The following is a 22731-nucleotide window of genomic DNA, read 5'->3' as shown; positions in this document are numbered from 1 at the left end:
CGGATGCGAACCCTGATTCTGGTGGTAGTGGGCCTGGCGCTGGCCGCCCTGGCCCTGCGCTTCGCACCGGCGGCGCAGCGCACGCTGGCTGTCACGCTGTTCACCCTGCTGTGGTTGGGCGTCTGCGCGCTCAACCTGCGTACCGGGCTTTCCCATGGTTATACCCTGGCCGAGGAGCTGCCGATCCACGCTGTATTGTTCGGCGTTCCCTCAGCTGCCGCCTGGCTCGCCTGGTGGTGGCTGCATCGGGCAGGTTGAACGGATCGATCGATGGATAAGCTCGAGCAGTACCGCGTCTTCCTGCACATCGCCGAGATGGGCAGCTTCATCAAGGCGGCAAACGCCCTGGAACTGCCACGCGCATCGGCATCGGCTGCACTGCAGCAACTGGAAACTCAGCTGGGCGTACGCCTGCTGCACCGCACCACGCGCAATGTTCGCCTGACGCCTGATGGCAGTCAGTTGCTCGAACGCATTCGTGAATTGCTGGCATTGGCCGAGGACATCGAGCAGAGCGCGCAAGGCACCCAAGGCCAGGTCAGCGGACGTTTGAAGATCGACGTGCCCAGCCGCATCGCCCGGCGCCTGATCGCACCGGCGCTACCGACCCTGCTGCGTCGCCATCCGCAGCTGCAACTGCTGCTGAGCTCGACCGACCGCGCCATCGACCTAGTCAAGGAAGGCGTCGACTGCGTGCTGCGTGTCGGCACGCTCAGCGACAGCAGCCTGGCCGCCCGGCCGTTGGGCAGCCTGGCGCTGATCAACTGCGCCAGCCCGGCCTACCTGCGTGAACATGGCGAGCCGCAGCAGGCCGATGACCTGGCAGGCAATCACTGGATGGTTGGCTACGCCTCACCCACCAGCGGCCGCGAGATGCCCTGGGAATATGTCGACGAGAATGGCGAGCAGTGCGAACTGCGCCCGGCCAGCCGCGTGATCGTCAACAACGCGGAGAACTACATCGCCTGCTGCCTGGCCGGCCTGGGCCTGATCCAGATTCCACGCTTCGACGTGCAGCACCTGCTGGCCTCCGGCGAACTGCTGGAGGTGATGCCACAACAGCGTGCCGCCGCCATGCCGATCGCCCTGCTCTACCCGCACCGCCGCCAGCGCTCACGGCGCCTGGCGGTGCTGATCGAGTGGTTGGAGCAGTTGATGGCGCCTCATCTGGAATGACTCAGAACCTGCTTATGTTCTGCTGCGCCTCGGCCTGGCGTGGTTGAAAACAGGTTCTACACCCACTGATCGTTACGCTTGCGCTTGACCCGCAGCATGGTCGGCAGAATCAGCCCGAGCAGCAGCCCGGCGCCGGCGATGCTGCCGCCATAGGCCATGTAGCGCATCAGCACCTGTTGCTGTTCCTCACCGAGTTGCGCCTGGGCATCGCGCAGCTGCGAACGGGTGGTGGTCAGCTCGGCATCCAGCGCGCCGCGGGCGGCCTGCAGCTCGTCGATCAGTTTCTTGCGCGAGTCCAGGGTTTCCTGCATGCCTTGCACACGGACCTTCCAGGCGTCGTCGATGCCTTTGAGCTCAGCGCTGAGGTCAGCGACTTTCTGTTCCAGTTGCGGCAGGCGCTCGGCCTGGCCTGGCACCGACTGCAGGTCGCGGCTGGGAATCCAGACGCTGGCGCCGCTTGCGCTACGCACCTGGCTGTAGTCACCCTGGGTGCGCAACAGCTCCACTTTCTCCCCGGAAACCAGGGTGCCGACAATGCGGTAGCCATCGGTGGGGCCGCTGCGCACATAGGTGTTCAGGCTGTCGCTGACCCAGCGCTGGTTGCCAGACGCCTCTTCGGCCAGAGACGGCTGAGCACCGCCGAGCAGGCCACCGAGCAGCAGGCAGGCACCGAGAATGCGGGGTTGGAATGGAGCATGACGAGATAAAAACATGGGCAATCTTCACGTGGCAGTCAGACGAACCCGGCGAACGGGATGGACGTTGCCGGCCACGCGCTGAACAACACGCTCGAGCATGATGCAGGCAGAATCCGCGACGTAGACGCCACGCTAGCGGCCAATAGCCATCTATTCCTGCCGGTACGGGCCGACAGCAGACAGACATTGGCCACTCGCTTCGAGTTCACTCCAGGCAGGAGATGGTAGATGGGCGGAAGGTGGTTTCAGCCGTTGTGGCGCTGCACGAAGTCACAGAAATCCGCCAGCGGCATCGGCCGGCCGAGCAGATAACCCTGGAACAGACTGCAACCGTTGTCAGCCAGAAAACGCCGCTGCGCCTCGGTTTCCACACCTTCAGCGATCACCGTCATGCCCATGCTCTGCCCCAGGGCGATCACCGTGCGCACGATGGTTTCGCTGTTGGCATCGGTGAGCACGTCGCAGATGAACGAACGGTCGATCTTCAGCTTGCTCAGCGGCAGGCGCTTGAGGTGGCTGAGGGATGAAAAGCCGGTGCCGAAGTCATCCAGCGAGAAGCGCACGCCCTGCTCGACCAGCGCCGCCATCTTGCGCGTAAGGTCTTCCATGTCATGGACGATCAGCGTCTCGGTCAGCTCCAGCTCCAGGCGCTCGGCATCGATTTCATGACGCTCGATCAAACCGAGGATTTCGGCGACGAAGCTGGCCTGCGAGAACTGCTTCTGGCTGATGTTCACGGCCAGGCCCAGGTCGCCGAAAAGCGGGTCGTCCTTCCACTGCCGCAGACGCGCTGCCGTCTGCTCCAGCACCCACTGGCCAATGGGGATGATCAGACCGGTGTTCTCGGCGTGGTCGATGAACTCGCCCGGCGCCAGCAGCCCCCGCTGAGGATGCTGCCAGCGAATCAGCAGCTCGGCACCGATCACCCGCCCGGCACCATTGAGTTGCGGCTGGTAATACAGCACGAACTGCCGCTCGCGAATGGCCGCGCGCAGGTCGCGATCCAGCTCCGAGCGCTCGGCGGTGTCGCTCTGCAGAATATGCAGGAGCAGGAAGAACAGCGCCATGGCAGCGAAGCCCTGCACCCAGGAACCGACGATGCGCACGTCGTCCGGTAACGCGTAAAGATCTGTAGGTCGCCAGTTGGACGCCGCCAGGGCAACGAACAACAGCAGGCAGAACAGAGAAACGCCGTAACGCAGCCATAACGGTTCGTCACGGAAGGCCATCAACGCGCCGACGGCCACCGGTAGCAGATAGAGATGCGTCGCGCGCGGCGCCGTGAGCGTCGGCGGATCGAGCAGCAGGGTCGAGGCGACGACAATAAGGATCAGCGCAATGAACAGAATCAGGTTGGCGCTGCGTGCCTGGTTGCGCAGGGTCAGCACGAAGACCGCCACACCGCTGAGGATGATCGTCACGTCCATGACGACGATGGCCCAGTAGCCGCGAGAGGAAAAGAACAGCCCCCAGAGCAGGCCCATCACGATCATCATCAGACTCGACAGCATGCGCATGCGGCGCTCGCGACGCTGACCGACCAGAGCCAGGTCTGCACCATGCCAGAGTTTGCGAACGCGCCTGCCGAAGCTCGAGAGTGATGGCATGGTGAAATCCTGATTCGATCACTTCATTCTCGAAGCTGCCTGGCCGAATGCAAGTTTCCGGCGCAGCTTTTAACAGGCTGTCAATGCTGCCAGTGCGCCTCGCTGGCCAGCCGTTCGGCGATGAAGTCCAGCAGCAGACGCATCGCCGGCAGCATCTGCCGGCGTGTGCCATACAGGGCATGGATGCCCAGCTCTGGCGGCCGGTAGTCCGCCAACAGGCGCACCAGACGCCCATCGCGCAGCGGTGCCTCCACCGAATAAAGCGGCTGAAGACTGATACCGGCGCCAGCCAAGGCCGCCTCCAGCAGCACCATCGACTCGTTGGCACTCAGGCTGCCGGACACCGAAACGGCACTCGCCTCCCCTCGATGCTCGAACTCCCACAGGCTACGACCGAAGTAGGCATAGGCCAGGCAGTTGTGCCGGGCCAGATCCTCCGGGCGCTGCGGCGTACCATGCCGCTCCAGATAGGCAGGGCTGGCGCAGACCACCGAGCGACATACGGCCAGGCGCCGGGCAATCAGATTCGGGTCGAGCTGATTGGTGATGCGCAGCGCCAGGTCGATACGCGCCTCCACCAGGTTGACCGCTTCGCTGCCCACCAGCAGATCGATGTTGACCTGCGGGTAGCGCTCGGTGAAGGCCTGCAGCGCATGCACCAGCCAGGCCTGGGCGAAGGACTGGCTGCAGGTAATGCGCAGGGTGCCGCGCGGCGTGTCGTCCAGCCCCTGGCCGATTGCCTGCATGCGCTCGGCCAGCGCCAGCATCTCGCGGCACTGCGGCAGCATCTGTTCGCCTGCCGCCGTCAGGCTCAGCCGCCGTGTGCTGCGGTGCAGCAGGCGCACACCGGCCCAGGCTTCCAGCTCGGCGAGATAACGCGAAACCATCGCCCGCGACATATCCAGCGCGTCAGCGGCAGCCGTCTGGCTACCGCGCTCCAATACTTCGACGAACACGCGTGCCGCCATCAGTCGATCCATTATTCGCTCGATCCATGCAACAAGTATGGCCAGCTTACGGGGCTTTTCGCTCGCCAGATAGCACATAAGATGCGCCGCACCCTTACCTGTCTGGAGATCGCCATGTCCTTCGCCACTCGTTTCATCGCTGGCCTCGGCCTGCTCGCCGCGGCCAGCAGCGCCCTCGCCCAACCATTGAGCCTGGAAACCTACAACCCGCGTGAAGCCGCGGTGTTCCCGGTCAGCTCGACCCTGATCAGCGGCGAGAAGGACGTCATCCTGGTGGATGCGCAATTCTCCAACGCCGAGGCGCAGGAACTGGTCGAGCGCATTCAGGCCAGCGGCAAGCGCCTGACCACCATTTTCATCAGCCATGGCGATCCGGACTTCTACTTCGGCCTCGACGTGCTGACCCGCGCCTATCCCGAAGCCAAGGTGCTGGCCACGCCGGCCACCGTCGCCTACATCGAGAAAACCCGCGCGCCCAAGCTGGCGTACTGGGGGCCGATCCTCAAAGACAGCGCGCCTGCCCGCACCCTGGTGCCTGAAGTGCTGCACGGCAACCTGCTGGAGCTGGAAGGTCAGCGTATCGAGGTGGTCGGCCATGACCCGCAGCACACCAGCCTGTGGATTCCCAGCATCAAGGCCGTGCTCGGCGGCGTGCTGACCAGCGCCAACATCCACCTGTGGGTCGCCGATGCACAGAGCATCGAGGCCCGGCAGCGCTGGCTGAAGTCGCTGGATGAACTCGAAGCCCTGCAACCGACCAGCCTGGTACCAGGCCACTACCTGGGCGAGCCGGCGATGGACCTGGCCGACCTGCGCTTCACCCGTGACTACCTGCTGACTCTGGAGCAGGAACTGACCAAGGCCAAGGATAGCCAGGCGCTGATCACGGCGATGAAGGCACGCTTTCCTCAGCTGCAAGATGACAGCAGCCTGGAGCTGAGCGCCAAGGTGCTCAAGGGCGAGATGCAGTGGCCGTGAAACGCCAGATCCTGATTTGCGGCGCCTCGCGCGGGCTGGGCCTCGGCCTGGTGCGCGCCTTCCTCGACGCCGACTGGCAGGTCCATGCGGTGGTGCGCGAACTGCGCCCGGCCAGCCCGCTGGAGGCATTGCGCAGCCAGCGCGCAAACGACTTGCAGGTGATCACCTGCGATCTCAATCGCCGCGATGCCTGGTGCACCCTGGCGGCGGCGCTACAGGACCGGCGCCTGGATTGCGCGCTGTTCAATGCCGGCGTCTACGGCCCCAGCCACCAGGACCCGCGCCAGGCAGAGAGCGAGGACATCGGCCAGTTATTCCTGGCCAATGCCGTGGCGCCGATCCGCCTGGCCCAGCAGTTGGCAGAGCATGTGGTCGATGGCGGGGTAATGGCCTTCATGAGTTCGCAGATGGCCAGCCTGCAACTGGCGCTCGCCGCCGACATGCCGCTGTACGGTGCCAGCAAAGCCGCCCTGAACAGCTTGCTGCGCAGTTGGCAGATGCAATTGCCGCAACTGCCCTGGAGCCTGCTGGCACTGCACCCTGGCTGGGTGCGCACCGATATGGGCGGCGATGCCGCGCCGTTGAGCGTGGAACAAAGCGCCAGCGCTCTGCATCAGGTGATCACCGGGCAGCTCGGGCGTCGCGAGTGCGCCTTCCTCGATTATCAGGGCCAGCCGCTGCCCTGGTGAGCCTCAACGTCCCCCGCAACGCCCGACAGCGTCTAGCACCTGTCGGGCGTCGTCGTTTCTGCACAGAAAAAACCTGTACTGCCTGCATAACGGTGGGCGTGACGCAACGGTCATTGCACGAACGTACGTGAAAGGTCTTGCAAAGCGATCCAAACAGCTATACAAAAACTGTACACATATAAATCTTGTACAGCTTTAGGTATATCGCCATGCCGTCCTACCGTGCTCCGCTGCGTGACATGCGCTTCGTGTTCGAAGAACTGCTCGACGCCTACACCCTGTTGCAAACGCTGCCTGAACACCGCGAGTTCAGCGCCGACCTCGGTGGCGCGATCCTCGAGGAGGCAGCCAAACTGGCCGAGAACGTGCTCGCACCGCTCAATGGCCCCGGCGACAAACAAGGCTGCCAGTACGATCCACAGACGCGCAGCGTGCGGACCCCGGACGGTTTCAAGGCCGCGTATCAGCAGTTCGCCGAAGGGGGCTGGACGGCCCTGGCCTGCACCCCGGAGTTCGGTGGCCAAGGCCTGCCACATGTTCTGAACATGCTGGTCGAGGAGATGACCTGCTCGGCCAATCTGTCGCTGGGCATGTACCCCGGCCTGACCCATGGCGCCATCAACGCCCTGACCAGCCATGGCACGCCGGAGCAGCAGGCGACCTACCTACCGCGCCTGATCAGCGGCGAGTGGACCGGCACCATGTGCCTGACCGAACCGCAATGCGGCACCGACCTGGGTCTGATCCGCACCCGCGCCGTGCCGCAGGCCGATGGCAGCTATGCCATCACCGGCACCAAGATCTGGATCACCGGTGGTGAGCACGATCTGGTCGACAACATCGTCCACCTGGTGCTGGCCAAGTTGCCGGATGCACCGGATAGCGTGAAGGGCATCTCCCTGTTCCTGGTGCCCAAGGTGCTGGCAGACGGCAGCCGCAACCCGGCTTTCTGCGGCGGGCTGGAACACAAGATGGGCATCAAGGGTTCAGCCACCTGCGTGATGAACTTCGAGGGCGCCAAGGGCTGGCTGATCGGTGAACCGAACAAGGGCCTGAGCTGCATGTTCACCATGATGAACTCGGCGCGCCTGATGGTCGGCATGCAAGGGCTGGGCGTGGCCGAAAGCGCCTACCAGATCGCCCTGGGTTTTGCCCGCGAGCGCCTGCAGAGCCGCTCGATTGCCGGGCCCAAGGCCGCCGACAAGCCGGCCGACCCGATCATGGTGCACCCGGACGTGCGGCGCATGCTGCTGCGGCAGAAGGTGATGATCGAGGGCTGCCGCGCCCTCGCCTACTTCGCCGGCCTGCAGCAGGACATCGCCCACGGCGCCGAGGATGCCGAAACCCGTACCCGCGCCGACGACCTGGTGCAGTTGCTCACCCCGGTGGTGAAGGCCTTCCTCACCGATGAAGGCTTCACCTGCGCCAACGAGGGCCTGCAGGTACTCGGCGGCTCCGGCTTCACCGAAGACTGGGGCATCGAGCAACTGGTGCGCGACAGCCGCATCACCCGCATCTATGAGGGCACCAACGGTATCCAGGCGCTGGATCTGGTGGGCCGCAAGCTGTCCCTCGGTGGCGGTCGCGCCGTGCGCGCGTTCTTTGCCCTGGTCGAGGGCTGGCTCAAGAACAACGCCGCAGCCCCGCACGCAGCAGCTGTCACCCAGGCACTGAAACAACTGCAGCAAGCCACCCTGTGGCTGGCCAGCGAGGGCAGCAAGGATCCGGAGCAGGCGGCTGCAGCGGCTACGCCCTACCTGCGCCTGTTCGGCCTGACCAGCCTGGCCTGGCTGTGGTCGCAGCAGGCCCAGCTGGCGCAGCGCCAACTTGATGCCGGCAGTTCGGAAACCCATTTCTATGCAGCCAAGATCAAGTCCGCCGACTTCTTCATGGCCCGCATCCTGCCAGAAGCCGACGCCCTGCTCAGCGAGATCAAGGCAGGCAAGGCGACGCTGATGGCCTTCACTGACGAGGAGTTCGCCGCCTGATTGCAGGCGGTACTGACAGACTGCGCAATCCGGCAACCCACTTCTCCCCTTTTTTGGTTGCCGGATCTTTTTATTCGCTACCCGCGGCCAATCGCTGGCCGCGATCAACTTCAACCGCGGAGGGATGGTCCATGACAGCCCTGACATCACGACTCTGTTCGGCCCTGCTGCTGACGCTGGCACTTGCCAGTGCCTCGGTGCAGGCCAACAGCCAGGCAGGCTGGCGTGAGCAGTTGCCGCAGGTCAGCCTGGTTGGCAGCGGAGACTTCAGCTGGTTCGGGTTCTCGGTCTACAACGCCAAGTTGTGGAGCCCGGCGCAGCAGGTGGATTTCACCGAACCCTTCGCTCTGGAACTGACCTACAGGCGCACCATCAGCCGGGAAACCCTGGTCGACACCAGCCTCGACGAAATTCGCCGGATCAACGGAGAACCCCTCGACCGCGAACAGCAGGCCGAGTGGACGCAGCAGATGAGCCAGGCGTTCGTCGACGTCAAGGACGGCACGCGCATCACCGGCGTATTCCTCCCCGACCAGGGCTGCCGCTTCTACGTCGACGGAAAACTGCAGCACGTCATCGATGATCCAGAGTTCGCCCGCGCCTTCTTCTCCATCTGGCTCGATCCGCAGACCCGCAGCCCGAAACTGCGTGCGGCATTGCTCGGTCTTAACCCATGAGGTATCGCATGAAAGCCTTGATGATCCTGTTTGCCAGCCTGCTGCTGATCAGCTGTGGCCAGGTCCCGGTCGAGCGTTACGCCAACGAGAAGCCCGTGCTGGACCTGCCCACCTACTTCTCCGGGCCGGTGCAGGCCTGGGGCATGTTTCAGGACCGCTCCGGTGAGGTGATCAAGCGCTTTCATGTCGATATCCAGAGTCGTCGCGAGGGCGACAAGCTGATCCTCGACGAGCGTTTCCTGTACAGCGACGGCACCCGCCAGCGCCGGGTCTGGACACTGACGCCCGACGGTGCGGGACGCTGGATCGGCACCGCCGACGACGTGGTTGGCGAGGCCAAAGGCGAAGTGGCCGGCAACGCCCTGCGCTGGCGTTACCACCTCAACCTGCCGGTGGGTGACAGCACCTATGTCGTCTACTTCGACGACTGGATGTACCTGATGGACGACGACACCCTGATCAACCGTTCAGTCATGAGCAAGTTCGGCATCGAGCTGGGTCAGGTCACCCTGTTCTTCCGTCGCGGCGCCGCGCAGCCATGAGCGCAGCGCTGACCCTGAGCAGCCTCGGCAGCGGCTACAAGGCCCTGGTGATCGGCGCCAGCGGCACCATCGGCCAGGCCTTCTGCGAATTGCTGCGTGCCGACACCCGCTGCGCCAGCGTGCGCGAACTGAGCCGCAGCAGCTCACCGGCGCTCGACCTCGAAGACCCCGCCAGCATCGCCGAAGCCGCAGCGGCCCTGACCGAGGACGGACCATATCAATTGATTCTGCATAGCGCTGGGCTGCTGCACCGATCCGGCATCGCGCCGGAGAAAAGCCTGGCCGCCATCGAGGCCGATGCGCTGCAGGCAGTCTTTCAGGTCAATGCACTGGGTCCGGCTCTGGTGCTGCGCCACTTCCTGCCGCTGCTGGACAAACAGGGCGCCATGGCGATGCTATCGGCCAAGGTCGGCAGCATCGGCGATAACCGCCTCGGCGGTTGGTACGCCTACCGTGCGTCCAAGGCGGCGCTGAACATGCTGATCAAGACCGCCGCCATCGAACTGGCGCGCAGCAAGCCCAGGGCGCGTCTGCTCAGTTTGCACCCCGGCACGGTAATTTCACCCTTGTCACAGCCCTTTCGCGGGGCGGCTGCGGCGCGACCGGCCGCGCAGGCCGCTGCTGAAATGCTACGAGTGATCGATGCCCTGGGGCCCGAGCACAGCGGCAGCTTCCACGCCTACGACGGCCAGCACCTGCCGTGGTAACAGCAGCCAGGCAACGGGGCGTGGGCATCAGGGACGCGGCTGGCCGGCGCCCTTGAGAAAGAACTGCTCCAGCACCGCCAGCGAGCGCGCACTGGCGGCGCGCCCGCGGCGCTCGGCATCGACCACGCCATAGACCAGCGACACGAACAGTTCGGTCAGCAGCTCGGCGGTGATGTCGATGCGAAAGTACCCCTCCTGCTGGCCACGCAGGAAGAAGCTGTCCAGGGCATCGGTGTAGGCGATCCAGCGCGCACCGTCCTTGTCCGGATCGAGACTGTCCGGGCGGTACTGGAAGATCATGAACACCAGCAATTCGCGGTGTCTGAGGTGATTCTCGATCAGGTTGCGCAATGCCTGCGCCACGTCGGCAACCTGCAGGTCGGCGTCCTCGATGACCTGATTGAGCACTGCCTGGCTATGGTTCATCAGGCGCTCGACCAGACTGTCGCGCGTGCCGCAGAAACGATGCAGGGTGGCCTTGCTGACCCCCGCGGCTTCGGCCAGATCTTTCAGCGTCGCGCGCGGGCGATCGACGATGGCAACGGCCAGGGCCTTGAGCAGTTTTTCATCATTGGACATCGCAGGCCCTCCGGTTAAGCAGCGCGCATTGTGCAGAAAAAGTCCCCAGACTCAACGGGGACTTACAATTTTGCGCACAGAAGCACCAAATGAGTCAATGTTGACTCATTTAAGCTAAAGCATGATCATTCGCGCCTTTCAAGGAAAATGGATCTCACTCCAGGTGGCAGGCATGAGCAGAATTCGCGGGCGTTACGTTTTTTCAGTGGTCACTCTTCTGGCCGCAATCGGTCTGGCCGGCTGCGACAAAGGTGAGCAAGGCTGGGGTGAAGCGCCACCACGCGAGGTCGACGTGCTGACCGTCAGGACCGAGCCATTCACCGTGATCGCCGAACTGCCGGGCCGTATCGAGCCGGTACGGGTTGCCGAAGTACGCGCCCGAGTCGCTGGCATCGTGCTCAAACGCACCTTCGAGGAAGGCGCCGACGTCAAGGCCGGCGACCTGCTGTTCCAGATCGACCCGGCGCCGTTCAAGGCCGCCCTGTCCCGTGCCCAGGGCGAACTGGCCCGCGCCGAGGCGCAGCTGTTCCAGGCTCAGGCCACGGTCAAGCGCTACGAGCCGCTGGTGAAGATCGATGCGGTCAGCAAGCAGGACTTCGATGTGGCCAAGGCGGCACTGCAAAGCGCTCAGGCCGACAAACGCTCGGCGCAAGCCAGTGTGGAAACCGCACGCCTGGACCTGGGTTACGCCGAAGTGCGCGCGCCCATTGCCGGTCGCATCGGCCGCGCCCAGGTGACCGAAGGCGCGCTGGTCGGCCAGGGTGAAGCCACCCTGCTCGCCCGTATTCAGCAGCTCGACCCGGTCTACGCCGACTTCACCCAGCCGGCCGCCGATGCCCTGCGTCTGCGCGCCGCCATCGCCGATGGCAAGGTTGCCGGTGCAGCCGATCAGCCGTTGTCGCTGCGCGTCGATGGTACCGACATCGAGAGCAGCGGCACCCTGCTGTTCACCGATATCTCGGTGGATCGCAGCACTGGTCAGATCGCCCTGCGCGGTCGCTTCGACAACCCGCAAGGGGTGCTGCTGCCGGGCATGTACGTGCGCGTGCTGACGCCGCAGGGGCTGAATCAGAACGCCATCCTGGTACCGCAGCGCGCCGTGCAACGTGCCGCCGACGGCCAGGCCAGCGTGATGCTGCTCGGCGAAGGCGACACCGTCGAGGTTCGCCAGGTCACCACCGGCGCCATGCACGGCTCGCGCTGGCAGATCGTCGCCGGCCTCGAGGCCGGCGACAAGGTGATCACCAGCTCGCTGGCTGCCATCAAGCCCGGCGCCAAGGTCGTGCCGCGCGAGGAAGCTGCCGCGGCAGCCGACGCGAACGCTCCACAATCCCAGGCGCAGTAAGCCGGAGAGAAGCTCATGTCCCTGTTTTTCATACGGCGCCCCAATTTCGCCTGGGTGGTCGCCCTGTTCATCTCGCTGGCCGGTCTGCTGGCCATCCCCTTCCTGCCGGTGGCGCAGTACCCCAACGTGGCGCCGCCGCAGATCACCGTCACCGCCACCTACCCAGGCGCCTCGGCGCAGGTGCTGACCGACTCGGTGACCAGCGTCATCGAGGAAGAGCTCAACGGCGCGAAGAACCTGCTGTACTTCGAGTCCACCAGCAACGCCAACGGTATCGCCGAGATCACCGTCACCTTCCAGCCGGGCACTGACCCCGAGCTGGCCCAGGTCGACGTGCAGAACCGCCTGAAGAAAGCCGAGGCACGCATGCCGCAGGCCGTGCTCACCCTGGGCATCCAGACCGAGCAGGCCACGGCGGGCTTTCTGCTGATCTACGCCCTGAGCTACAAGGATGGCGGCAAGGACGACAACACCACGGCGCTGGCCGACTACGCCGCGCGCAACATCAACAACGAAATCCGTCGCGTCCCAGGCGTCGGCAAGCTGCAGTTCTTTGCCTCCGAAGCCGCCATGCGCATTTGGATCGACCCGCAGAAGCTGGTCGGCTACGGCCTGTCGATCGATGACGTGAACAACGCCATCCGCGCGCAGAACGTGCAGGTGCCAGCCGGCGCCTTCGGCAGCACGCCCGGCTCCAGCGAGCAGCAACTAACCGCGACACTGGCGGTCAAGGGCACCCTGGACAACCCGGATGAGTTCGCCGCCATCGTGCTGCGCGCCAACCAGGACGGCTCGCGCCTGACCCTGGGCGACGTGGCGCGCATCGAGGTCGGCAGCCAGGACTACAACTTCGGCTCGCGCCAGGACGGCAAGCCCGCCGTCGCAGCCGCCGTGCAGCTGTCGCCCGGCGCCAACGCCATCCAGACCGCCGAGGCGGTGAAACAGCGCCTGACCGAGTTGTCGGTGAACTTCCCGGACAACGTCGAGTTCTCGGTGCCCTACGACACCTCGCGCTTCGTCGACGTGGCCATCGACAAGGTCATCATGACCCTGGTCGAGGCCATGGTCCTGGTGTTCCTGGTGATGTTCCTGTTCCTGCAGAACGTGCGCTACACCCTGATCCCGTCCATCGTCGTGCCGGTGTGCCTGCTCGGCACCCTGACCTTCATGTACCTGCTGGGCTTCTCGGTGAACATGATGACCATGTTCGGCATGGTGCTGGCCATCGGCATCCTGGTCGACGACGCCATCGTGGTGGTGGAGAACGTCGAGCGGATCATGGCCGAGGAAGGCCTGGCGCCGGTGCCTGCCACCATCAAGGCGATGGGCCAGGTGTCCGGGGCGATCATCGGCATCACCCTGGTGCTGTCGGCGGTGTTCCTGCCACTGGCCTTCATGTCCGGCTCGGTCGGGGTGATCTACCAGCAGTTCTCGCTGTCGCTGGCGGTGTCGATCCTGTTCTCCGGCTTCCTGGCGCTGACCTTCACCCCGGCGCTGTGCGCGACGATTCTCAAGCCCATCCCAGAGGGGCATCACGAGAAGACCGGCTTCTTCGGCGCCTTCAATCGCCTGTTCACTCGTCTGACCGGGCGCTACACCGCGCTCAACGGCAAACTGGTGCCACGCGCGGGCCGCGTCATGTTCGTCTACCTGGGCATCGTGGTGCTGATGGGTTTCTTCTACCTGCGCCTGCCGGAGTCCTTCGTGCCGGTCGAAGACCAGGGCTATATGATCGTCGACATCCAGCTGCCACCGGGCGCCACCCGTGAGCGCACCTCGGCAGCCGGTGAGGAACTGGAAGAATTCCTGATGGGCCGCGAAGCCATCGAGACCTCCTTCCTGGTGCTCGGCTTCAGCTTCTCCGGCATGGGCGAGAACGCCGCCATCGCCTTCCCGCTGCTCAAGGACTGGTCGGAGCGTGACTCCACCCAATCACCGGAGGCCGAGTCGGCAGCGGTCAACCAGCACTTCGCCAACCTCGACGACGGCGCCATGATGGCCGTGCCACCACCGCCGATCGAAGGCCTGGGCAACTCCGGCGGCTTCGCCCTGCGCCTGCAGGATCGCGCCAGTCTCGGCCGCGATGCCCTGCTCGCCGCGCGCGACGAGGTGCTGGGCAAGGTCAACGGCAATCCGAAGTTCCTCTACGCCATGATGGAAGGCCTGGCCGAGGCGCCGCAGTTGCGCCTGGTCATCGACCGCGAAAAGGCGCGTACCCTCGGTGTGAGCTTCGAGTCGGTGAGCAGCGCACTGTCCACCGCCTTCGGTTCCTCGGTGATCAACGACTTTGCCAACGCAGGCCGCCAGCAACGCGTGGTGGTGCAGGCCGAGCAAGCCGAACGGATGACCCCGGAAAGCGTGCTACGGCTGCACGTGCCCAACGACAGCGGCGGCCTGGTGCCACTGAGCGCCTTCGTCACCACCCAGTGGGAAGAAGGCCCGGTGCAGATCGCCCGCTACAACGGTTATCCGTCGATCCGCATCGCCGGCGACGCCGCCCCTGGGGTGAGCACCGGCGAGGCCATGGCCGAACTGGAGCGCATCGCCGCCGAACTGCCAGAAGGCATCGGCTATGAGTGGACCGGCCTGTCGTATCAGGAGCGGGTCGCCAGTGGCCAGGCAGTGATGCTCTTCGCCCTGGCCATCACCGTGGTGTTCCTGCTGCTGGTGGCGCTCTACGAGAGCTGGGCGATCCCGCTGAGCGTGATGCTCATCGTGCCGGTCGGCGCCCTCGGCGCGGTGCTGGCGGTGACCGCCATCGGCCTGCCCAACGACGTCTACTTCAAGGTCGGCCTGATCACCGTGATCGGTCTGGCGGCGAAGAACGCCATCCTCATCGTCGAGTTCGCCAAGGATCTGTGGGAAGACGGCTACTCGCTGCGCGATGCCGCAATCGAAGCAGCACGCCTGCGTTTCCGCCCGATCATCATGACGTCCATGGCCTTCATGCTCGGCGTGGTGCCGCTGGCCATCGCCACCGGCGCTGGCGCCGCCAGCCAGCGCGCACTGGGTACCGGCGTACTGGGCGGCATGCTCAGCGCGACCATGCTCGGGGTGATTTTCGTGCCGATCTTCTTCGTCTGGGTGCTGTCGCTGCTGCGTACCAAACCTCAGCAAACCGACAACCATCCCCTGCACAAAGCGGAGTAATGCGATGACCTCTCACCTCATGCTGCGCCCCGCTCTGCTGACCCTGGCCATCACCCTCGGCGGCTGCTCTCTGGCGCCTCACTACGAGCGGCCAGAGGCGCCGGTCGCAGCCGACTGGCAGGTGGCCGACGCCAACGGCACCCGCGCGCAAGCGCTGGACTGGCAGACCTTCATCGTCGATGCCGACCTGCGCCGTGCGGTGGATACCGCACTGAACAACAACCGCAGCCTGCGCCAGGCGCTGCTGGACATCGAGGCGGCGCGCGCGCAGTACCGCATCCAGCGCGCCGACCGTCTGCCGTCGCTCAATGCCAATGCCAGCGGCAACCGTCAACGCTTGCCGGCCGACCAGTCGCAGACCGGCCGCTCGGAGGTCACCAGCGTCTACCAGGTCGGCCTCGGCCTGGCCGAGTACGAGGTCGACCTGTTCGGCCGCGTGCGTAACCTCTCCGAGTCAGCGCTGGAAACCTACCTGGCCACCGAGGAAGCGACCCGCGCCACCCAGATCAGCCTGATTGCCGAAGTGATCCAGGCCTACCTGACCCGCGATGGCGCGCTACGGCGCAAGGCGCTGGTGGAACAGACCCTCGACAGCCGCCTGGCCTCGCTGGAGTTGGTCAGCAGGCGCCGCGAAGCCGGCGCCGCCACCGCCCTGGATTATCAGGAAGCGGTCGGCCTCGCCGAGCAGGCCAAGGCCGAGCGAGAAAGTACCGAACGTCAGCTGCGCCAGGCGGACAACGCCCTGGCGCTGCTGCTCGGCACGCCAGACGCAGGGCGACTGTTGCCGTCGACCCCACGCGACGAGCTGATGGTGCTGCAAGACATCGCCCCCGGCACCAGCTCGGAACTGATCGAGCGCCGCCCCGACATTCTTGCCAGCGAACATCGCCTCAAGGCGCGCAATACCGATATCGGTGCGGCCCGTGCGGCGTTCTTCCCACGCATCACTCTGACCGGGTCGGTGGGCAGCTCCAGCACCGAGCTGTCCGGGCTGTTCGAGGGCGGCTCGCGGGCCTGGAGTTTCGCCCCGACGCTGTCGCTGCCGATCTTCGCCGGCGGCCGCAACCGCGCCAACCTGGATCTCGCCGAAGTGCGCCAGGACGCCGCCGTGGCCGACTACGAAGGCACCATCCAGACCGCCTTCCGCGAAGTCGCCGATGCCCTCGCCGCCACCGACACGCTGCGCCGTGAAGAAGCCGCGCGGCGTGCCCTGGCCGAGTCCAGCCGAGCGGCCGAAGCCTTGGCTGAAGCCCGCTACAGAGGTGGTGTGGATGACCACCTGCGCTACCTGGATGCCCAACGCAGCAGCTTCAACGACCAGACCACGCTGATCCAGATCAGCACCGACCGCCAACTGGCGCTGGCGGATCTGTTCAGGGCCCTGGGCGGTGGCTGGCAGCGCTAGCCTGTTCATCTGCCACAAACGACAAGGCCACGCTGATGCGTGGCCTTGTCGTTTTCGATCGAAGCGTATTCGACCTAACCAGCCCCCAGCAGATCGTTGGCGTCGAGCAGGCGCCAGGCGATTTCCGGCCTTCTCTCCATCGCCCGCCGGATCGCCGCCGGAATGCTCTGCCGCGTCTTGCGGCACAACCCCGGATGGGCATCGAAATGCATGTGGATGCCGCGCATGCTGCGCACCTCGCCATGGGCCGGCTCGATATGCAGGCGAATGCCCAACTGATCGAACATTCGCTGCTGCATGCGCTCGAGGTCTTCCAGGCTCTGCAGGCTTTCCAGGCGCTCAAGCAGTCGCTGCTCCTCGCTGCGGGTCAGCAGCAGGATGCGCGTATCGGCACCCAGTCTGTCCAGCAGCTCGTCGCGCTGACAGTCGCAGGCACCCGGTGGGCAAGGAGTACGCAGGGGCAATGGTGAATTCATGGCCCTGATCATAGCCATAGCCATGCGCGCTGCCCATCCACGCCCATCGCCTGGCTTGTCAGGGCGGCAGACTCCGTTAAGCTCACAGCATTTCCCCCCGATGCAAGGATGAACACCATGCTGCGCCTCACTACTCTTGCCGCTGGCCTGCTGCTTTCGGCCAACGTCTTCGCCCTGTCCCTCTCCGACCTGAGCCAGCAGGACGCCAGTGGCGGCCTCAAGGACGCGCTCATTCAGGGCGCTCAGGTGGCCGTCAAGCAACTGGGCACGCCCGGCGGCTTCAGCAACAACCCGGACGTGCGCATCGAGCTGCCCGGCAAACTCGGCAAGGCAGCCAAGACCATGAAGATGATGAGCATGGGCGCCCAGGTCGATCAGCTCGAAGCGAGCATGAACAAGGCCGCCGAAGCCGCCGTACCGCAGGCGCAGGCGCTGCTGGTCGACGCGGTGAAGAAGATGACCGTGGCCGATGCCAAATCGATTCTCAGCGGCCCGCAGGACTCGGCCACCCAGTACCTGAACAAGAGCAGCCGCGAGCAGATCCGCGCCAAGTTCCTGCCCATCGTCAAGCAGGCCACCGACCAGGTCGGCCTGGCCCAGCAGTACAACACCTTCGCCGGCCAGGCCGCCAGCTTTGGCGTGGTCGATGCCAAGAGCAGCACGGTGGAAAGCTACGTGACCGAACAGGCGCTTGATGGCCTGTTCGAGATGATCGCCCAACAGGAAGCCAGCATCCGCCAGAACCCGGCCGGAGCCGCTACCAGCCTGGCGAAGAAGGTGTTCGGCGCACTCTGAGAAACGGCACCAGCCGACACGCCCAGGTGGCTTGCTGCTGCCGGGGCGTTTTCTTTTCCACTCAGGGTAGACAGAGCCGGTCCAGTGCCGGCCGGGCGAAGAAAAAGCCCTGCATGTAACGGATACCAAGCTCGATCAGCGCATCACGCTCACCAACACTTTCGATGCCCTCGGCGATGATGCGAATGCCCAGGCGCTGCGCGACCAGCACGATACCGGCAACGATTGCCTGGCGCACCGGGTCCTGATCGATGCCGCGGGTCAACGCCATGTCCAGCTTGAGCACGTGCGGCTGGAACTCGGCCAGCAGGTTGAGCCCGGAGTAGCCCGCGCCGAAATCGTCGATGGCGGTGGTGAACCCCTGCTTGCCGTACTCGGCGAAGATTCGCTTGAGGTGCTCGGCGTCATGGATCTGCTCGCCCTCGGTCACCTCGAACATCAGCCGCTCGCGCGGGAAGTCAAAGCGCTGCGCGGCCTCCAGCGTGGCGCGAATGCAGGTCTCGGCGCGATACACCGCATTGGGCAGGAAGTTGATGCTGAGCAGACAATCGGGGATGTCGAGCAGCCCGAGCTTGGCGGCCTGCTCGATGGCCTTGACCCGGCAGGCCTGATCGAAACGATAGCGGTTGCCATCGTTGACCCGCCCGAGCACTTCCCCGGCGGATTCACCATTGCAGCCCCGCACCAGGGCTTCATAGGCGAACGGCCGCTGCTCCTCGATATCGACGATCAATTGAAAAGCCATTGTGAAATCGAAACCCAGGGCCTCGACGTTACGGCATTCGGCACACCCCACAGCACGAAACGGCTGGGGAAAGATGCTCGGACTGGCATTGCTCATAGGCGCTTCCTTCAGAAACAAGGCGTGGGGGCATCCCTGCTCTCAGCCTAGTCAAAATCGAAACGAAGCCACCTGTTTTTCCAGCGACAAGGCCAGTTGCTGCAAGCCTTGTGCGGTGCGCGATGTATCGGCCACCGCCTCACTGTTCTCCATCGACATTTGCGCGATGCGCTCGACATTGCGCGCTACGTCCTGACTGGCGACTGTCTGCTCGCGCAGCGCCAGGGAAATCTGATCGACCACACCGACCACACTGGCGGAAGCCTGGCGAATGGCGACGATGGCATCACCGGCCTGGCTGGCCTGCTCTACCCCACTGCTGACCTGCTGCACGCCGACTTCCATATTGCTCACCGCGCTGCGCGTCCCCAGCTGGATCTTCTTGATCATCTCGGTGATCTCCTGGGTCGAGTTGGCAGTACGCTGCGCCAGCAGGCGCACCTCGTCGGCCACCACGGCGAAACCGCGGCCCTGCTCGCCGGCGCGCGCCGCCTCGATGGCCGCATTGAGGGCCAGCAGGTTGGTCTGGTCGGCAATTTCCTTGATCACGTTGACGATCGAGGAGATCTGATCCGAATGCTGGCCGAGTTCGGCGATCTGCACCGCTGCGCCCTGCACCGTGTCAGCGATGCGCTGCATGCTGGCGAGGGTTTCCTGGATCACCGCCCCACCCTCGGCAGACTGCCGCCCCGAATCACTGGAAAGGCCGTGCGCCTCGTTGGCGTTGTCGGCGACGTGATTGATGCTCACGGTCAGTTCCTCCACCGTCGCCGCCATGCTCGAAGCGGCCTGCGACTGCTCCTGGGTGGAAACTGACAACTGGGTGGAAGCACTGGAGATGTTCTGCGCAGCTTCAACCAACTGCACCGCACCGGCACGGATCTGCCCGATCATCTCGCGCAGGCGCTCCTGCATGGTGGCGAAGGCATCCAGCAGCACACCGATCTCGTCACGGCCGGCCCGCTCGATATTCGAGTCGAGGCGTCCCTGGGCAACATTGCGCGCCACCTCCACCACCTGCCGCAAACGCCCGGCAATGCTGTGCGAGAGGAGGAAAGCCACACTAATCGCGAGCACCGCAGCGATCAGCCCACCGATCCAAAGGAGCCACAGGGACAGGGACTTGGCGGCATTCATCGACGCCGTACGCTGTTCCAGCAAGACTCGTTCCTCGGCCTGTATCTCACTCAGGATGCGGCGCATGGCATCCATCTTGACCTTGGCGCCCCCTGCCGAAATACGTTCGATCACGGCATCGAAAGGCTGCGTCCCGGCACTGACCTGACGGCGCAGCTCCATGTATCCATTGATGTCTTCGCTCAACCACTGGTCGTGCAGCGCCTGCAGTTCGGCGAAGCGCCGCTGTTGAGCGGGATTGTCACGGGTCAGCTGACGCAGTTCGGCCATGTGAACCTGGAAATCCTTTTCGCCAGCCTCCAGGGGGCCGAGAAACTGCTCAGCCCCCGTGATGACGAATCCTCGAGCACCGGTTTCGATGTTGAGCAGGCTGACCAGCAGATCGGCCGCCTCGTTGACCACATCATAGGTATGGATATTCAGCCGCACCGTGCGCTCGACCTGATCGAAGCCACGCCAGGTGGACAGCACCAGCATGAGAATGATCAGCAGGACGACACCGAAACCCGCGTAGAGCTTCTGGGAGATGTTGAGATTGGCAAGCATGGAGGACCTCTGAGTCGTCAGGGATTAACGGACAGAGGTGCGTTATTCGAGCGCACCAACTGGCATTGCGCCATTATGCATATCGATACAACAATTGTACAAATAAACATTCATGTACAACTTTATGCAAATCCTGACACCAGGAAACGAAAAACCCCGCCAGGCTTTTGGCCGGGCGGGGTTTTTATTTGCCGTTACCGATCAGGCGCAGGCGGCTTGCATCTGGCGATGCGTGTCGATGAGGTGCTGCACCACGCCAGGATCGGCCAGCGTGGAGATGTCGCCGAGAGAATCGTATTCGGCGGTAGCGATCTTGCGCAGGATACGGCGCATGATCTTGCCCGAACGGGTCTTCGGCAGACCGGGGGCCCACTGAATCACGTCCGGCGTAGCAATCGGGCCGATCTCCTTGCGCACCCAGTTACGCAGCTCCTGACGCAGTTGCTCCGATGCTTCCTCACCAGCATTGAGGGTGACGTAGACGTAGATGCCCTGCCCTTTGATGTCGTGCGGTACACCGACCACTGCAGCCTCGGCCACTTTCGAGTGGGCGACCATGGCGCTCTCGATCTCGGCGGTGCCCATGCGGTGGCCGGAGACGTTGAGCACGTCATCGACGCGGCCGGTGATCCACCAGTAGCCGTCTTCGTCGCGGCGCGCACCGTCACCGGTGAAGTACATGCCACGGAAGGTCTTGAAGTAGGTGTCGACGAAGCGGTCATGGTCGCCGTACAGGGTACGCGCCTGACCCGGCCAGGAATCGATGATCACCAGGTTGCCTTCGGCAGCGCCTTCGATGATGTTGCCCAGGTTGTCCACCAGCGCCGGCTGTACGCCGAAGAACGGGCGTGCGGCGGAGCCCGGCTTGAGGCCATGAGCGCCCGGCAGCGGGGTCATCAGGCAGGCGCCGGTTTCGGTCTGCCACCAGGTGTCGACGATCGGGCAACGGCTCTGACCGACGTTCTCGTAGTACCACTGCCAGGCTTCCGGGTTGATCGGCTCACCGACCGAACCGAGCAGACGCAGGCTGGAACCATCGGCGCCTTCGACCGCGGCCTTGCCCTCGGCCATCATGGCGCGAATGGCGGTCGGGGCGGTGTAGAGGATATTGACCTTGTGCTTGTCGACGATCTTGGCAACGCGGCTGACGTCCGGATAGTTCGGCACGCCTTCGAACATCACGGTGGTGGCGCCGTTGGCCAGCGGTCCGTAGACCAGGTAGGTGTGGCCGGTGACCCAACCGATATCGGCGGTGCACCAGAAGACCTCGCCCGGACGGTAGTCGAACACGCGCTCATGGGTCAGCGCCGCATATACCAGGTAGCCGCCGGTGGTGTGCAGCACGCCCTTGGGCTTGCCGGTGGAACCGGAGGTGTAGAGGATGAACAGGGCTTCTTCAGCGCCCATTTCCTTGGGTGCGCAGACGCTGCCAGCCACCTTCATCAGGTCTTCGTACCAGATGTCACGGTGCTGGTTCCACTTGATCTCTGAACCGGTGCGCTGCACCACGATGACTTTCTGGATGCTGCGGGTCTCGGGGTTGGTCAGCGCGTCGTCGACGTTGGCCTTGAGCGGCACTTTCTTACCGCCACGCAGCCCTTCGTCAGCGGTGATCACCACCTTGGACTGGCAATCGATGATGCGCCCGGCCAGCGCCTCGGGAGAGAAACCGCCGAACACCACGGAGTGGATCGCACCGATACGCGCACAGGCCAGCATGGCCACCACGGCTTCCGGGATCATCGGCATGTAGATGGTCACCACGTCGCCGCGGTGAACGTCCTGACCACGCAGGGCGTTGGCGAATTTGCACACTTGCTCGTGCAATTCACGGTAGGTGATTTCCCGGTGCTCGGACGGATCGTCGCCTTCCCAGATGATCGCGATCTGGTCGCCGCGCTCTTCCAGGTGACGGTCGAGGCAGTTGTAGGAAACGTTCAGGGTGCCGTCGGCGAACCACTTGATGTCGACGTGGTGATCGTCGAAGGTGGTCTGCTTGACCTTGTTGTAAGGCTTGATCCAGTCGATCCGCTTGCCCTGCTCGCGCCAGAAACCCTCGGGGTTGACCACGGACTGTTGGTACATGGCCTTGTAGGTGGCCTCGTCAGTGAGGGTCCGCGCGGCCACTTCGGGACGCACAGGGTAAAGAGACGCAGCACTCATGGAATCACCTCGACGGGGAGTTGTTTTTGTATGGTGCCTTTTGTATCCCCCGACCCTTCGTGAGGCCATTCGACCATGGTCTTACCGCTCTAAGACCATGGTCTCGAGGCCCTGCCCGGCGCATGCCGAGCCAATATGGCAGCGCCATGGATACGTCGAGGTGCGCGGATAAAAAGCCCGGCACTAAGGCCGGGCGGAGTGGGTACACGAGGTACCGAAGTAGCAGCGTTGGTTTGAGCGGCTACATGCCGAGCAGATTCGGCA

General features: G+C 64.4%; 20 protein-coding genes. 12 read left to right on the top strand and 8 right to left on the bottom strand.

Going from position 1 to position 22731, the window contains the following annotated elements:
* The first annotated feature begins 3 nt into the window (after window positions 1–3).
* Window positions 4–258, top strand: a complete 255-nt coding sequence (locus tag BLR77_RS22185) for a hypothetical protein (protein WP_003462120.1) — start codon at window positions 4–6, stop codon at window positions 256–258.
* Between the two features lie 12 nt (window positions 259–270).
* Complete coding sequence (locus tag BLR77_RS22180) at window positions 271–1176, top strand: LysR family transcriptional regulator (RefSeq protein ID WP_074681955.1); 906 nt, start codon at window positions 271–273, stop codon at window positions 1174–1176.
* A 56-nt stretch (window positions 1177–1232) separates the two neighbouring features.
* On the opposite strand, the gene BLR77_RS22175 is transcribed toward BLR77_RS22180, so the two are convergent.
* The 3 genes from BLR77_RS22175 to BLR77_RS22165 form a co-directional block, all read right to left on the bottom strand.
* Window positions 1233–1889, bottom strand: a complete 657-nt coding sequence (locus BLR77_RS22175) for a TIGR04211 family SH3 domain-containing protein (RefSeq protein WP_074681953.1) — start codon at window positions 1887–1889, stop codon at window positions 1233–1235.
* Between the two features lie 230 nt (window positions 1890–2119).
* Window positions 2120–3481: a putative bifunctional diguanylate cyclase/phosphodiesterase gene (locus BLR77_RS22170; RefSeq protein WP_074681951.1), complete on the bottom strand. Its 1362-nt coding sequence runs from the start codon at window positions 3479–3481 to the stop codon at window positions 2120–2122.
* A gap of 80 nt (window positions 3482–3561) precedes the next feature.
* Window positions 3562–4461 (bottom strand): LysR family transcriptional regulator, encoded by a 900-nt coding sequence (locus BLR77_RS22165; protein ID WP_074681949.1) that lies wholly within the window; start codon window positions 4459–4461, stop codon window positions 3562–3564.
* 102 nt (window positions 4462–4563) lie between these two features.
* Between BLR77_RS22165 and BLR77_RS22160 the strand changes: the two genes are divergently transcribed.
* From BLR77_RS22160 to BLR77_RS22135, 6 genes are all read left to right on the top strand, one after another.
* Entirely contained in the window at window positions 4564–5427 is an 864-nt protein-coding gene (locus BLR77_RS22160; RefSeq protein WP_074681947.1) for an MBL fold metallo-hydrolase, read from the top strand.
* Complete coding sequence (locus tag BLR77_RS22155) at window positions 5424–6116, top strand: SDR family oxidoreductase (RefSeq protein ID WP_238380611.1); 693 nt, start codon at window positions 5424–5426, stop codon at window positions 6114–6116. Before BLR77_RS22160 ends, BLR77_RS22155 begins: the two co-directional genes overlap by 4 nt.
* Before the next feature lie 209 nt (window positions 6117–6325).
* Window positions 6326–8104, top strand: coding sequence for an acyl-CoA dehydrogenase C-terminal domain-containing protein (locus BLR77_RS22150; protein ID WP_074681943.1), 1779 nt, complete (start codon window positions 6326–6328; stop codon window positions 8102–8104).
* Window positions 8105–8235: 131 nt separating this feature from the next.
* Window positions 8236–8781, top strand: a complete 546-nt coding sequence (locus BLR77_RS22145; RefSeq protein WP_074681941.1) for a chalcone isomerase family protein — start codon at window positions 8236–8238, stop codon at window positions 8779–8781.
* A gap of 8 nt (window positions 8782–8789) precedes the next feature.
* The gene (locus BLR77_RS22140; RefSeq protein WP_074681939.1) at window positions 8790–9323 is read left to right on the top strand and encodes a DUF3833 domain-containing protein; all 534 of its coding nucleotides are present in this window, start codon (window positions 8790–8792) and stop codon (window positions 9321–9323) included.
* Window positions 9320–10030 (top strand): SDR family oxidoreductase, encoded by a 711-nt coding sequence (locus tag BLR77_RS22135; RefSeq protein WP_074681937.1) that lies wholly within the window; start codon window positions 9320–9322, stop codon window positions 10028–10030. Before BLR77_RS22140 ends, BLR77_RS22135 begins: the two co-directional genes overlap by 4 nt.
* A 27-nt stretch (window positions 10031–10057) precedes the next feature.
* Here BLR77_RS22135 and BLR77_RS22130 read toward each other — a convergent pair whose 3' ends face one another.
* Complete coding sequence (locus BLR77_RS22130) at window positions 10058–10609, bottom strand: TetR/AcrR family transcriptional regulator (protein ID WP_074681935.1); 552 nt, start codon at window positions 10607–10609, stop codon at window positions 10058–10060.
* A 172-nt stretch (window positions 10610–10781) separates the two neighbouring features.
* On the opposite strand from BLR77_RS22130, the gene BLR77_RS22125 reads away from it, so the two are divergent.
* Genes BLR77_RS22125 through BLR77_RS22115 form a run of 3 tightly spaced genes read left to right on the top strand, consistent with a single transcriptional unit; the run spans window position 10782 to window position 16509 of the window.
* Window positions 10782–11954 carry an efflux RND transporter periplasmic adaptor subunit gene (locus BLR77_RS22125; protein ID WP_074681933.1) on the top strand — a complete coding sequence of 391 codons (1173 nt, stop codon included), beginning with the start codon at window positions 10782–10784 and terminating at the stop codon, window positions 11952–11954.
* 15 nt (window positions 11955–11969) lie between these two features.
* Window positions 11970–15104 (top strand): multidrug efflux RND transporter permease subunit TMexD, encoded by a 3135-nt coding sequence (tmexD, locus tag BLR77_RS22120; protein ID WP_074681931.1) that lies wholly within the window; start codon window positions 11970–11972, stop codon window positions 15102–15104.
* A gap of 4 nt (window positions 15105–15108) precedes the next feature.
* Window positions 15109–16509 carry an efflux transporter outer membrane subunit gene (locus BLR77_RS22115; protein WP_083366113.1) on the top strand — a complete coding sequence of 467 codons (1401 nt, stop codon included), beginning with the start codon at window positions 15109–15111 and terminating at the stop codon, window positions 16507–16509.
* Between the two features lie 74 nt (window positions 16510–16583).
* Here BLR77_RS22115 and BLR77_RS22110 read toward each other — a convergent pair whose 3' ends face one another.
* Entirely contained in the window at window positions 16584–16985 is a 402-nt protein-coding gene (locus BLR77_RS22110; protein ID WP_074681929.1) for a hypothetical protein, read from the bottom strand.
* A 117-nt stretch (window positions 16986–17102) separates the two neighbouring features.
* Here BLR77_RS22110 and BLR77_RS22105 point away from each other — a divergent pair, with 117 nt between their 5' ends.
* Entirely contained in the window at window positions 17103–17780 is a 678-nt protein-coding gene (locus tag BLR77_RS22105; protein WP_074681928.1) for a DUF4197 domain-containing protein, read from the top strand.
* 61 nt (window positions 17781–17841) lie between these two features.
* On the opposite strand, the gene BLR77_RS22100 is transcribed toward BLR77_RS22105, so the two are convergent.
* The 3 genes from BLR77_RS22100 to acs form a co-directional block, all read right to left on the bottom strand.
* Window positions 17842–18621, bottom strand: a complete 780-nt coding sequence (locus BLR77_RS22100; protein WP_074681926.1) for an EAL domain-containing protein — start codon at window positions 18619–18621, stop codon at window positions 17842–17844.
* A gap of 51 nt (window positions 18622–18672) precedes the next feature.
* Window positions 18673–20304, bottom strand: coding sequence for a methyl-accepting chemotaxis protein (locus BLR77_RS22095; RefSeq protein WP_074681925.1), 1632 nt, complete (start codon window positions 20302–20304; stop codon window positions 18673–18675).
* Window positions 20305–20505: 201 nt separating this feature from the next.
* Window positions 20506–22467, bottom strand: coding sequence for an acetate--CoA ligase (acs, locus tag BLR77_RS22090; protein WP_074681923.1), 1962 nt, complete (start codon window positions 22465–22467; stop codon window positions 20506–20508).
* Window positions 22468–22731 lie beyond the last annotated feature (264 nt).

It is taken from the genome of Ectopseudomonas alcaliphila (genome assembly GCF_900101755.1).
Lineage (GTDB): Bacteria > Pseudomonadota > Gammaproteobacteria > Pseudomonadales > Pseudomonadaceae > Aquipseudomonas > Aquipseudomonas alcaliphila.
Note: the sequence above shows the minus strand (reverse complement) of the source record. Positions and strands in the feature narration are given on the sequence as shown.